Origin of the sequence: Microbulbifer sp. VAAF005, from assembly GCF_030012985.1 — a bacterium.
Taxonomy (GTDB): domain Bacteria; phylum Pseudomonadota; class Gammaproteobacteria; order Pseudomonadales; family Cellvibrionaceae; genus Microbulbifer.
Map to the genome: position 1 here is coordinate 1463990 of NZ_CP120233.1, position 12960 is coordinate 1476949.

12 protein-coding genes are annotated in these 12960 nt (G+C 53.8%); 3 read left to right on the forward strand and 9 right to left on the reverse strand.

The window, feature by feature from the left end; all coding sequences use genetic code 11:
- Positions 1-9: 9 nt before the first annotated feature.
- The 6 genes from P0078_RS06540 to P0078_RS06565 form a co-directional block, all read right to left on the reverse strand.
- Positions 10-468, reverse strand: a complete 459-nt coding sequence (locus P0078_RS06540) for a hypothetical protein (protein ID WP_282933651.1) — start codon at positions 466-468, stop codon at positions 10-12.
- A gap of 33 nt (positions 469-501) precedes the next feature.
- Positions 502-1128, reverse strand: a complete 627-nt coding sequence (locus tag P0078_RS06545; protein WP_282933652.1) for a LysE family translocator — start codon at positions 1126-1128, stop codon at positions 502-504.
- Positions 1129-1136: 8 nt separating this feature from the next.
- Positions 1137-2048: a DMT family transporter gene (locus P0078_RS06550; protein ID WP_282933653.1), complete on the reverse strand. Its 912-nt coding sequence runs from the start codon at positions 2046-2048 to the stop codon at positions 1137-1139.
- 78 nt (positions 2049-2126) lie between these two features.
- Positions 2127-3854, reverse strand: coding sequence for a single-stranded-DNA-specific exonuclease RecJ (gene recJ, locus P0078_RS06555; protein WP_282933654.1), 1728 nt, complete (start codon positions 3852-3854; stop codon positions 2127-2129).
- A gap of 60 nt (positions 3855-3914) precedes the next feature.
- A complete protein-coding gene (gene thrC, locus P0078_RS06560) occupies positions 3915-5315 on the reverse strand; it encodes a threonine synthase (protein WP_282933655.1) in 1401 nt (466 codons plus the stop codon).
- 86 nt (positions 5316-5401) lie between these two features.
- Positions 5402-6724: a homoserine dehydrogenase gene (locus P0078_RS06565; protein WP_282934562.1), complete on the reverse strand. Its 1323-nt coding sequence runs from the start codon at positions 6722-6724 to the stop codon at positions 5402-5404.
- A 406-nt stretch (positions 6725-7130) separates the two neighbouring features.
- Between P0078_RS06565 and P0078_RS06570 the strand changes: the two genes are divergently transcribed.
- From P0078_RS06570 to aspA, 3 genes are all read left to right on the forward strand, one after another.
- Complete coding sequence (locus P0078_RS06570; RefSeq protein WP_282933656.1) at positions 7131-8144, forward strand: asparaginase; 1014 nt, start codon at positions 7131-7133, stop codon at positions 8142-8144.
- Between the two features lie 105 nt (positions 8145-8249).
- Positions 8250-9065, forward strand: a complete 816-nt coding sequence (locus P0078_RS06575; RefSeq protein WP_282933657.1) for a helix-turn-helix domain-containing protein — start codon at positions 8250-8252, stop codon at positions 9063-9065.
- A gap of 106 nt (positions 9066-9171) precedes the next feature.
- Positions 9172-10638, forward strand: a complete 1467-nt coding sequence (gene aspA / locus P0078_RS06580; protein WP_282933658.1) for an aspartate ammonia-lyase — start codon at positions 9172-9174, stop codon at positions 10636-10638.
- 52 nt (positions 10639-10690) lie between these two features.
- Here aspA and P0078_RS06585 read toward each other — a convergent pair whose 3' ends face one another.
- The 3 genes from P0078_RS06585 to trmD all read right to left on the reverse strand — a co-directional run bounded on the left by P0078_RS06585 (position 10691) and on the right by trmD (position 12954).
- The gene (locus P0078_RS06585; RefSeq protein ID WP_282933659.1) at positions 10691-11440 is read right to left on the reverse strand and encodes a DsbC family protein; all 750 of its coding nucleotides are present in this window, start codon (positions 11438-11440) and stop codon (positions 10691-10693) included.
- Between the two features lie 319 nt (positions 11441-11759).
- Entirely contained in the window at positions 11760-12116 is a 357-nt protein-coding gene (gene rplS, locus P0078_RS06590; protein WP_282934563.1) for a 50S ribosomal protein L19, read from the reverse strand.
- Positions 12117-12189: 73 nt separating this feature from the next.
- Positions 12190-12954 carry a tRNA (guanosine(37)-N1)-methyltransferase TrmD gene (gene trmD, locus P0078_RS06595; RefSeq protein ID WP_282933660.1) on the reverse strand — a complete coding sequence of 255 codons (765 nt, stop codon included), beginning with the start codon at positions 12952-12954 and terminating at the stop codon, positions 12190-12192.
- Positions 12955-12960 lie beyond the last annotated feature (6 nt).

Consider the following 12960-nt stretch of genomic DNA (forward strand, 5'->3'; position numbering starts at 1 on the left):
GGTTTCAACTCAGGCACTGTTGTCCCGACAGGCAGCAAACTGATACTGCACTTTCTCGGCGGGGCTATATCCCAGCTCAATTGAGGCATCCAGGGCATCCATACCGACCAAGTGCATCAGGATATCTCCAGTGGGTGCGCCACATACGGCGGGGAACATCCTGTCGGTGCGGACTCCACAGCGGGACTCCTGTACCTTCACCCCATTGTCACTCAACTTGGCCTGGCTCTGCTGAAGGGTCATACCACCCCCTTCGCACTGCTTGCTGCCACTGCCGCGGTAAATCCACACCATTTCCCCTGGCCTCATAGTCGCTGCAGGAGACGTGGGTGCGACTTCGGGTTCCGCCGCGCCGGGTGTGTTCTCAACCTCGTTCTCCATCGCTTTCTCCTCCCTCGACTGGCCGCAAGCCGCCACCGAGATAATCAGGGCCCATACCCATAAGAATGACAACCGTTTTTTCAGCACAGAACATCCTCCATAAAGCGATAAATAGCCGTGTCAGGATAACGCCAACCAGGCTCCCACCGATAGCATCAAAGTACCAGAAATCCGATTAACCAAACGCACATTTTCAGACCGCTCCAATAATCGACTCAAAGCCTGGCCGCCACTGGCATAAATCAGCAGGCACAACGCCTCCAAAAGCAGCAATATCGCCAGCAAGACTGAGAGCTGCGGTACCAGGGGTTTGGCATCGTTAATAAATGGCGGTAATAACGCAATAAAAAACGCCCAGCCCTTGGGGTTAGCCACAGCAGTGACAAAACCCTGTAGTGCCAGCGCTCTTCGCGATGGTCGGCTAGCATCGACCGTATCACCCTGATCCATCAGAGCCAGCTGCCCCCGGGAGCGCCACATCTGCACGCCGATCCAGGCCAAATAGGCGGCCCCGCAGTATTTGAACAGCTGAAATAAAGTCGGATACTGAACCATCAATACCGCAGCACCGAGTGCAGAGGTAATCGCCACCGACGCAACACCGATCAACTCCCCCACCATCATCCACAGAGTCTGGCGCACGCCCAGGGTAATTCCCAGACTGAGCGATAGCATCATGCAGAGCCCCGGTGTGACCGAGGCAAAGAAGCTTGCGGGAACAAAGAGTGCCAGTGTCGATAATTCCATTGATATTCCTAGTGGTGAGTACCGCTGTGGTTGCCGTAGTGACTGACCAGCATCCCCGCCAGCATCAAACCACAGCCAATTAACTCCGTGGTATTGAGCATTTCATTGAGGAATAGCCAGCCCGCCGCCAGGGCGAAAACTGCCTCCAGGCTCATAATTACGGTAGCGTGAGAAGGCGCGGCGTAGCGTTGGGCCAAGAGCTGGAAAGTAAACGCCAGTGCCGTGGAGAAAATCATCATATAGGCAATAGGCCAAGCCGCATCGATCGCCGATTGCAGTGTCGCCTCTTCGGTAAATAGCGAAGCTACAGCGGACAAAAGGCCACACACCAGGAACTGGATACAGGCCAGCCGCAGGGCATCGTAGCGTTTTACCAATCGATCCGCCGTCAATACCTGGATGGCAAAAACAAAGGCACTGGCAAATACCATTAAGTCGCCCACCAGCTGGGATTCTTCACTGAAGTCCGCCAGCCAATAGAGGCCAAACAAAGCGAGACCAATTCCCATCCAGGTCCAGCGGTTGGTTTTATGCCCCAGGGACAAACCGATCACCGGCACCAGCAGTAAATAAAAACCGGTAATAAATCCGGCGCGGCCGGCAGTGGTATAAAGCAGGCTCACCTGTTGCAGTGCCGCGCCGAGAAACAGCCAAAAACCCAACAGTGCGCCACCGGGCAGGCAGGCGCGCCAGGTGTGATTCACCAATTGTCCCTCGGCTTCACCGGGCTGGGCATCGCGACGGGAGGACAACCAGTAAACGATGGGAATCAGGATTAAACCACCGAGAATAAAACGCCATGCGTTAAATGCCAGTGGCTCAATATCCGCCATGGCAATCTTTTGCGGCACAAAGGCTACGCCCCAGAAAAGAGCGGCTAATAACAGTAGGACTTCGGCCTGAACTTGTTTACGTTTCACTACTTTTTACTTCCAAACAACTTGGGAGCCACTGCGAAAAACTTCCTGATTTCCCAGCGGCCAGAAATAAAGTAAACCCTATACCGCTTCTAACAGGCTCACCATTAATTGCAGGGATTCCCGCCCGCGAAATTCATTAACATCGAGCTTAAAAGCCAGGCGCACTCTTTCCGTGGGCTGCGGCCACTGCTCGGTGTCCACATTAAAAGCAATAGCATCCAGCGCTAATTGCGGTGCCTGGGGCGGCGCCACCACCATTTTTAAATGGCGCTCGCCGACAATGCGCTGTTGCAGCAACAGGAATTCACCGTCGAATACCGGCTCTGGAAACGCCTGTCCCCAGGGCGCGCAAGCGCGCAACATAGCTGCCGTGTGCAATGTGTAATCCCCAGATTCCAACTCACCGTCAGAGTCGATAACCGCGTGCAGCTGGTTTTCATTCAGGCGGTTGCGCACCACCTGCTCAAAAGCGTTGCGGAAAGCCTCCAGGTTTTCCTGGGGTAAGCTCAGCCCCGCCGCCATGGCGTGGCCACCGAACTTGCTGATCAGGTCCGGATGAGCGGCGGCTACGTCACTCAGGGCATCGCGAATATGCAGCCCGGGAATCGAACGCGCAGAGCCCTTCACCAGGCCGTTGTCACCCTCAGCAAATGCGATCACCGGGCGGTGGAATTTCTCTTTGATACGGCTGGCCAAAATACCCACCACACCTTGATGCCAGTTGGCATCGTACAGACACAAACTCCAGGGAATTTCGCCCTCCAGGCGCAACTCATCCAGGGCCGCCATTGCCTCCCGCTGCATCCCCTGCTCGATCGCTTTGCGATCCCGGTTCAGGGCGTCCAGCTCGCCGGCCAGCTCCCGCGCTTCACTGGGATCGCGGGTGAGCAGGCAGCGGATACCGGTGCCGATATCGTCGAGACGACCAGCCGCATTAATACGCGGCCCCAAAATAAAACCAATATCTGTGGTGGAGAGCCTGCGCTGGTCGCGCCCGGCAACCTCCATCAGGGCGGCAATACCGGGCCGGCAGCGGCCGGCGCGGATACGGGCGATGCCCTGGTGAACCAGAATCCGGTTGTTGTGATCCAGTGGGACCAGGTCGGCCACAGTACCCAAGGCGACCAAATCCAGGTATTCGGCCATATTGGGCGGGGCGATACCGCTCTGCTCAAACCACCCACTCTGCTGTAGGGCCGTGCGCAAACGGCTGAGCAGATAAAAGATCACCCCCACCCCAGCGAGATTCTTGCTGGGAAAGTCACAATCCGGCTGGTTCGGGTTTACGATGGCATCCGCCTGCGGCAGCTCACTTCCGGGCAGGTGGTGATCCGTCACAATCACTTTCATACCAGCAGCTTTTGCCGCTGCCACGCCCTCGATACTGCTAATACCGTTATCTACGGTGATCAGCAGATCGGGCTGATAATCTTTGGCTACCTCGACAATTTCTGGAGTCAGCCCGTAGCCGAAGTCAAAGCGATTCGGCACCAGGTACTCCACCCCCGGCGCGCCCATTGCACCCAGGGCCAACACCCCCAAGGTGCTACTGGTGGCTCCATCCGCATCGAAATCCCCCACGATAAGGATTTTCTTTTGCCCGTGGATAGCATCCACCAGCAAGGAAACGGCAGCCTCCAGCCCTCGCATACTCTGCGGGCTCTGTAATTGAGAGAGGCTGTGATCCAACGCTTCTTCGCTGACAATCCCCCGCCCCAACAGGACACGCTGCAATATTTTTGGTGTTTCAGAAGCAAAACGGCCAGTAGACAAATCCACTGGCCGTCGCTGAATTTTTGTACTCAATGTATTTCTCAGCAAACTAATAGCTAATCGGTTGCCGCTTATTGCACGACAGTGTGCCGATTAACTGCCTTCTGACAGCATCGTCGCCATATAGTCGTGTACTTGGGACAAGTTATTGGGCAATACCTTGAAGCGCTCCTCCCGCTGCCAGAGATCCTGCATATGACTCGGCAGAGGAATCTCTTTTTCTGGCAGGGCCTGGGCCACGGCATCGGGGAATTTTGCCGGGTGTGCGGTAGATAAGCAAACCATGGGCTGTTCGGTGGAGTGACGTACCTGTCTTGCGGCTTCAACCCCGATAGCTGTATGCGGATCGAGCAGATATTCGCAGGAGCTGAAAGTCTCGCCAATCACTTCAACCGTGCGCTTGTCATCCACACGGCTAGAGGAGAAAACTTCTCTCGCTTTGCCCAGGGCCGATTCACTCAAATGCATGGGCTGGCTGCGATCCGCCAGCAATTCAGCAACCGACGCGCCATCGCGACCGTAGAGATCAAACAGCAATCGCTCAAAGTTGCTCGACACCATAATATCCATACTGGGAGACAAGCTGTGCACCAGTGGTTTGGGAGTGTGGTCATTGCCGCTGATGCAACGATGCAGAATATCGTTGGCATTGGTCGCAATTATCAATTGGTCGATAGGCAATCCCATCTGCCTCGCCAAGTAACCGGCAAAAATATCGCCAAAATTACCGGTGGGCACAGAGAAATTAACGGTTTTATCCGGCGCCCCCAGGCGCAGGGCGGCATAAAAGTAATAGACGATCTGCGCCATAATCCGCGCCCAGTTAATGGAGTTAACCGCTACCAGGCGGCGTCCATCGGGCAGGAATGATTGATCGGCAAAACTCGCTTTCACCATATTCTGGCAATCGTCGAAATTACCTTCGAGAGCGATATTAAATACGTTATCCGACTGCACTGTGGTCATCTGGCGTCGCTGGACTTCAGACACACGGTTATGGGGGTGCAGAATAAAAATATCGATATTGTCGCAATGGCGGCAACCTTCGATCGCGGCCGAACCGGTATCACCAGAAGTTGCTCCCATTACCACCACTCTTTCACCGCGCTTTTTCAGCAGGTGATCAAAAAGTTGACCGAGGAACTGCAAGGCAAAATCTTTAAATGCCAGGGTGGGCCCGTGAAACAACTCGAGCACCCACTCATTCGTGTCCGTCTGCACCAGCGGGGCAATAGCCTTGTGGCGGAAGTGCTTGTAGGAACGTCCGATAATACCGCTCAGCTCTTCATCACTGAGATCATCCCCCACAAACGGCTGGATAATGCGAAAGGCCAGCTGCTCGTAATCGAGCCCCGCCATAGAGGCAATTTCCTCGCGAGAAAACTTCGGCAAAGTCTCGGGAACATAGAGGCCTCCATCGCTGGCAAGACCTGTTAGTACGGTATCGGCGAAGGAGAGAGACGGCGCGCTGCCGCGTGTGCTGACAAATTTCACAGTATTTCTTGGCTCTTATCGCTGGCTGGGGAGTTTATTGATTGGGGCACCGAGCCCGGGATTATGTCACTCGGCGCCCGCGGGGTTTATCCGAGGCTCTCGACACGAATCCTGACGACTTCACCTTCGACCGTTTCCAACGCCTCTATTTGTGCAACCGCTTGGCGGAGGCTGGCTTCATCGGCTCGGCTGGTCAAAATCACCACCGGGACAAGTGCCTCACCTTCAACCGGTTCGTGCTGGATCAGAGCCTCGATGCTGATGCCTTGATCACTGCAAATGGTTGCCACCTGAGACATGACACCGGGCTTGTCGTGGGCGGCGATACGCAGGTAATAACTGGTAATAACATCTTCTTCCGGCAGAACCTGGGTTCCCCCTTGGTTCGCAAGAGCGACACCCGCTGCCGGCACTCTGTGCTCCGGCTTGGCCTCAAGAGTGCGGGCCACATCAACAAGATCGGCAATCACTGCCGATGCCGTGGCTTCATCGCCCGCACCAGCGCCGTAATACAGGGTTGGTCCCACAGCATCGCCGCTGACCAGCACCGCATTCATAACGCCGTTTACGTTGGCGATCAGGCGGCGCTGGGGGATTAAGGTCGGGTGCACCCGCAACTCCACGCCCTTGCCGGTGCGACGCGCAATCCCCAGGTGCTTGATACGGTATCCCAGCTCATCGGCGTAGCGAATATCTTCACTACAGATCCGGCTAATGCCTTCGGTGTACACCTTGTCAAAAGCGAGCGGCATAGCAAATGCCAGGGAAGCCATAATCACCAGCTTGTGAGCAGCATCGATACCTTCCACATCAAAAGTGGGGTCCGCTTCTGCATATCCTAATGCTTGGGCCTGGGCCAGAGCTTCATCAAAGCTCCGCCCTTTTTCCCGCATCTCAGTGAGGATGTAATTGCCGGTGCCATTAATAATTCCGGCGAGCCACTGCACCTGGTTGCCCACCAATCCTTCGCGCAGGGATTTAATAATAGGAATACCGCCAGCTACTGCCGCCTCATAGGCAATAGTGACATTGTGCTTTGCGGCCAGCTCAAACAGCTCGTTGCCGTGTTCGGCAATCAACGCCTTGTTAGCGGTGACAACATGCTTGCCATTTTCAATCGCTGTGCGCACCAGCTCCTTGGCTACCGTAGTACCACCGATAAGCTCCACCAAAATATCCACGTTGGGATTATTGGCGACATCGAAAATTTCCCGGGTAACGTTTATCTGGCTGGTATCACAGTGTGCGTTATCGCGGCGCGCACCTATTTGTTCAATGACCAGGGCGCGACCACAACGGGCAGCAATTTCCCGTCCATTGCGCGCCAGTACATTCACCGTTCCGCTACCGACGGTACCCAAGCCACAGATACCAATCCGCACGGCACGGGGTGCCTTTTTTACAACCACCTGAGCCTCCGCCTCCGCAGTCTCTTCCACTGTTGCGCTCACAATGTTCCTCCGCGCAATTACCTCGGGGCAGCGAACCAGGCCGGGATCTATCCCCCGATGTGGCTCACTGTGCCATCACAGGAAGCTGCGCAATAAATGCAAATAAAATTGACAAAAGATCAACAACCTTACCGAGCGAAGCGTGAAAAAGTCAATATAATTGCGCCATAAAGGCACCACTTCCGGCGAGAGAGCAGTCGAAACTTTTGTCACCTAAAATCACTACTTGAAACCTATAGCGTCCTCAGTAGATGCTATAGAAGCATCTACTAGCATCAGGTAACAGCAACCTGCGAAATTGCATCCACCGCGCCTTTGAACAAAATAGGGCGCACTGAATCCGGACTCAGATAGTGGTCGAGTAATGAAGAAAACCCTAATCCTTTACACAGGTGGAACCCTGGGAATGCGCCGAAGCGAATCGGGCTATGTACCCGACGCTGACCTGGAAGGCGCACTGGGCCGCCTCTTACAAGATGTTATCGGCCAGCTTCCACAATACGATTTCCAGGCACTCGACCCACTGCTGGATAGCGCCAATATGCGACCAAAGGACTGGTATCACATTGCCAGCCTGATACGCGACAACTATAGCCAGTACTCAGGCTTTTTGGTGCTGCACGGCACCGACACCATGGCCTACACCGCCTCAGCACTGTCCTTTGCCCTGCAAGGCATAGAAAAGCCTGTAGTCGTCACCGGCTCCCAGATCCCTCTTCGAGAAATGCGCAGCGACGCCTATAACAACTTAATCGCGGCGCTACTATTAAGCGGCTCCGACGATATCAGGGAAGTCTGCCTCTACTTCAACGGCAAACTTCTACGCGGCAACCGCGCAGTAAAGGTCAGCTCCGGCTCATTAGACGCTTTTAGCAGCCCCAATTACCCCTGCCTCGGGGAAGTGGGTATCCAGGTCAATATCGATCACAACGCCCTGCTGGTTCCCACCGGTGAACCTCAGTTTCAGATTCCCGCAGACGCCAATGGCGGAGTGATTTTGCTGAAACTATTCCCCGGTATATCCCCCTCACTGATTGAGAAAATTTTGGAGAGCCGCCCCAAGGGCCTGATTATTGAAACATACGGCACCGGCAATGCGCCGACTGACGACAGTGCATTTACCGAGCAACTTGAGAAGGCTTCAAAGCTCGGCACTATCTGTGTAGCAGTGTCCCAGTGCTTGGAGCACCAGGTAGATCTGGGTAAATACGCTGCGGGCTCCGCCCTGCTTGATGCCGGTGTTATAGGTGGCCTGGATATGACTAGCGAAGCCTGTTTTGTAAAGCTCAACCACCTGTTGGCAATGGGCTATCCCGACAAGGAAATCAAAACCCTTTTGCAGCGCCCATTGTGCGGAGAATGCAACCACCCCGACTGATAGAAACTGGAATTATTGGCGAAGCCATATGGCTTCGCCCTTTATAAGGAACTGAGTGATTAACAGGGTTTGAAGGGACCCCCTCTATCCAGAAGCAAAATACCGATGAGCAACGATTTTTCGCAAAACCTCCGCCTTCTGTGCAGCTTCTACCCATCCATAGCCGAGGTGTGCCGGCGAATTGGGGTAAACCGTGCCCAGTTCAATAAATATCTCAACGGCAACACTCAACCCTCCCAGTATACCCTGGGAAAGATATGTCATTTTTTTGGCGTAGAGCCCCATGAAATCGTGATGCCCCACGAGCAATTCAGCCAAATTGTTCGCGTGCGCAACGCGCCCGTCTCCGACAGCCTCCCCGCCAGACCTTACAATCGCGATATTGATATTCTGATGCGGGAGTCCCAGGGGCGGGCCGATAAATATTTAGGCTTCTATTTCGAGTACCACTACTCCATGACCTTCTCCGACCATATTATTCGCAGCCTGCTGCATATTGAGTCGAATGGTGATGGGTATTATTTTCAGCGCTTCGAACGAATGCGCTACCCGGACAGGGACGAGTGGTATAAATCCCGCTATAAAGGCATGCTGCTCTTTCTTGCCGATCGTATTTTTTTGGTCGGCTATGAATCCTTGACTCACAATGAAATCGCACAAACTATTTTATACCCCACCTATAAAAGCCGAGTCAGCTATTTATCCGGATTAAAATTGGGAGCATCCGCCAGTGACAGGCGTGAGCCCGTCTGCACAAAAGTAGTTCTCGAATCTCTCGGTCGCAACATCAGCATAAAAAATGCACTGAAACTATGCGGTGTTTTTGGTCCTGAGTCCGAAGAGATCAACAGAAATATTCGCGAGAATATTCGCGCAACCTCTACAGAGGGGCCGCAGAGTTTCTTTGCGACACCACTCTAAAAATACTTCCCAATTAATTACTAAATTACCCCAACACGAGGCTTGCGGGAGGTGGGGATATTACCTCACCCCACACAGGCCCATACGATGAAGAGAAGAGAAACTGATGACCAACGATTTCCACACACTCAAACCAATGCCGGTTTTTAGTGCAGGTGCAGAAACCCGCTTGGAGAAAGACTTATTGGGTGAGCGCGAAGTACCGGCCGATGTCTATTTTGGCATTCAAACTTTGCGCGCTTTGGAAAATTTCCAGATTACCGGAATTACCCTGAACCACTTCCCCAATCTGGTAAAAGCACTGGCGATGGTAAAAAAAGCTGCGGCCAGGGCCAATGGACAGCTCGGCTACCTGGAGCCCAAACTGCAAGATGCGATTGCCACTGCCTGTGACGAGATTATCGATGGCAAACTGCACGATCAATTTTTAGTAGATATGATTCAGGGCGGCGCCGGCACTTCTACCAATATGAATGCCAATGAGGTGATTGCCAACCGCGCACTGGAATTACTCGGTCACAACAAAGCCGAGTACAAAAAAGTACACCCCAACAACCATGTAAACCTGTCGCAATCTACCAATGATGTTTATCCAACCTCAATAAACCTGGCCATTCTGCTCAGCTACAGCGACCTGGTTCAGTCCATGGAGAGCTTGTGCGTTGAGTTCGACAAGAAGGCCAAAGAGTTTGCCTCAGTAATTAAAATGGGGCGCACCCAACTCCAAGATGCGGTACCTATGACCCTGGGCCAGGAGTTTGCCGCCTTCGCCGCCACTGTGCGCGAAGATGCCGACAGAGTTAAGGAGCTGGTCGCCCTATTCAAAGAGATCAATATGGGTGGTACCGCGATCGGCACCGGCATTAATACCGACCCGGAATATCGCCAGCTGGTTGTTAACGCGCTGTCAGAAATTTCCGGCATCGATTTTATCTGCGCAGAAAACCTGGTGGAAGCCACCTCCGACATGGGCGCCTTCGTGATGTTCTCCGGCGTCATGAAACGCATCGCCGTTAAGATCTCGAAAATTTGCAGCGATTTACGCCTGATTTCCAGCGGCCCTCGCGCTGGCCTCAATGAAATTAACCTGCCGCCGATGCAACCCGGCTCATCCATTATGCCCGGCAAGGTCAACCCGGTTATTCCCGAAGTGGTTAACCAGGTTGCCTACCAGGTGATCGGCAACGACCTCACGATTACCCTGGCTGCTGAATCCGGCCAGCTGCAGCTCAATGTAATGGAGCCAGTAATCGCCTTTAACCTGCTACAGTCCATGCGCCTGATGACCCAAGCCATGACCACGCTTGCGGATCGTTGTGTGAGCGGCATCACTGCCAACGAAGAGCACTGCCTGCAACTGGTTGAGAACAGCATCGGCCTGATTACTGCGGTAAACCCGTTTATTGGCTATGAAAATGCCACCCGCATCGCCAAGCAGGCACTAATTACCGGTGCCAGTGTGAAGCAGTTAATCCTTGATGAGGGGTTACTGAGTGAGGAGGAACTGAACGATATCCTCGCGCCGGAGAATATGACCCAGCCGAGAAAAGTAGAAATTAAAAACCCTGCTTAAAAACAAAAACCGGCGGCCTCTCGGCTGCCGGTTTTTTAGCTATCAGCCGGGCTTAAATTCCCAGCTCTTTAAGCAGGCGATCCGGTGGTAAGTAACCGGGAACGACCCGACCATCTTCCATCACGATAGTCGGCGTACCGCGCACATCGATAGCCTCGTTGCCCAACTTGTATTGAGCTGCCACCGGGTTTGTCTTACAGACATCCAAAGGCACGTTTTCACGGTTCTTAAGTGCAGTCAGCGTCTTGTTGCTATCTTCCGCACACCATGCAGTTGCCAGTTTGCGATATCCCAGGGAGTTAAGACCACCGCGCGGGAACGCCAGGTAGCGCACTTCGATACCGCGCTTGTTCAACTCGGGCACATCCTGGTGCAGCTTGCGGCAGTAACCGCAGTCCACATCGGTAAATACATAAACGCTTGCCTTGGTTTCACCTTTCGGGGAGAAGACAATCATATCCTCTGTATCAAGGGCGCCCATAACCGCAGCGCGGCGCGTCGCTCTACGCTGCTCGGAAAGGTTGGCAACACCGCCAGCCTTCACCTGGTAGAGATCGCCATAAACAAAGTGATTGCCATCAGCAGAGACGAACAGGGTCGTGTTGCCGTCATCGACATCCACTTCGTAAAGCCCTTCAATTGGACTCTCCCGTACCTCTCCATAGGTTGCTTTGGGATTACTCGCCTCAAGGCGTGTCTTGATGGTTTTAACAACGTTGGTATCGACTTCTGCCAACGCTGCAGAGCCCACCAGACTGAGTAGCGCGCCAGCGATTGCCAGCGGCTTCTTGATAAGCGTCATTACCAATTGCTCCTTAAATTCTCATTGGGCTTCGACTTAATCATCGGCCTTCAGCTCCAGCCAGTATGGCAGCTCTTTGCCGCTGCGAACCTAATTGGCACGTTTTAACATATCCAGTCACCTTGGACTACGCAAAACACCGCAAGACGTGAGCGCTTTAGCGAAATTGACTGTATCCCCGCGCCAGGGCAAGCCCGTGTCCATTTATGTCAGTTAAGGCAAGCAGACCCCATCTGGCACACCAAATAAGCTGCTCGTAACCCACATACAAAAAAGGCCGAAGCGTACGCTTCGGCCTTTTTCTGCGATCAAGGAGAGCTTAGTTGAGCTTCTCTTTGATACGTGCAGCTTTACCAGTCAGGCTGCGGAGGTAGTACAGCTTGGCCTGACGCACGTCACCGCGACGCTTAACCTTGAGGCTGTCAACCATCGGGCTGTGAGTCTGGAAAGTACGCTCAACGCCAACACCGTGGGAAATTTTACGCACGGTGAAGGAGGAGTTCAGACCACGGTTGCGCTTACCGATAACCACGCCTTCGAACGCCTGCAGACGCTCACGGTTGCCCTCTTTTACTTTTACCTGAACGATTACAGTGTCGCCCGGTGCGAAGGGAGGTACTTCGCTCTTCAGCTGTTCCTGCTCCAGCTGCTGGATAATTTTGTTAGTCATTTGGATCGCTCCCAAATACAGATTGTGTAGCTTCTCAGCTAGTTCACCGAACTACTCGCGCCTCCCGGCGAATTCGGCCTCAATTTTCTTCGAGCTTCTGTTCCCGCTGGATCTCATCCAGCAACAACTTCTGCTCATCGCTCAGCTCCAACCCTTTCAATAAGTCCGGGCGTCGCTGTTGCGTGCGCGCCAATGCCTGCTTCAGGCGCCAGCGGCGTATTCTTTCATGGTTGCCGGAAAGCAAAACTTCCGGTACCGCTACTCCCCGATATTGTTCCGGTCGGGTGTAGTGTGGGCAGTCCAGCAGGCCAGAGGAGAAAGAGTCCTCAACCGCCGATTGGTTGTGTCCAAGTGCGCCGGGAATCAAGCGGGTAATAGCATCCACCATCACCATAGCAGCCAGTTCGCCACCGCTGAGGACATAGTCACCAATGGACCACTCCTCGTCGATCATAGATTCGACGATACGCTCATCCACACCTTCGTAGCGCCCCGCCAACAACACCAGGTTGCCAGCTGCAGACAGCTGCTCCACTCCACCCTGATCGAGCTGTCGACCCTGGGGAGACATGTAGATACTGCGTACAGATTCACCATCTTCACCAGCCCAAGCTCGAGCAGCCTCGAGAGCCTGGTAAAGGGGCTCAGCCAACATCACCATTCCCGGTCCGCCGCCGTAAGGGCGATCGTCCACAGTCCGGTGCCTGTCACTGGTAAAGTCCCGAGGATTCCAACAGCGAACTTCTAAAAGGCCATCTTTCACAGCCCGTCCACTGACGCCATACTCGGTCAATGCGGCAAACATCTCCGGAAAAATGCTTACCAGAGCGATTCGTTTTGTCATCGCTCC

Coding starts and splice junctions, on each gene's coding strand:
- P0078_RS06545 (WP_282933652.1), bottom strand. CDS start 1,128: ATGGAATTATCGACACTGGCACTCTTTGTTCCCGCAAGCTTCTTTGCC.
- P0078_RS06570 (WP_282933656.1), top strand. CDS start 7,131: ATGAAGAAAACCCTAATCCTTTACACAGGTGGAACCCTGGGAATGCGC.
- P0078_RS06575 (WP_282933657.1), top strand. CDS start 8,250: ATGAGCAACGATTTTTCGCAAAACCTCCGCCTTCTGTGCAGCTTCTAC.
- aspA (WP_282933658.1), top strand. CDS start 9,172: ATGACCAACGATTTCCACACACTCAAACCAATGCCGGTTTTTAGTGCA.
- P0078_RS06585 (WP_282933659.1), bottom strand. CDS start 11,440: ATGACGCTTATCAAGAAGCCGCTGGCAATCGCTGGCGCGCTACTCAGT.
- trmD (WP_282933660.1), bottom strand. CDS start 12,954: ATGACAAAACGAATCGCTCTGGTAAGCATTTTTCCGGAGATGTTTGCC.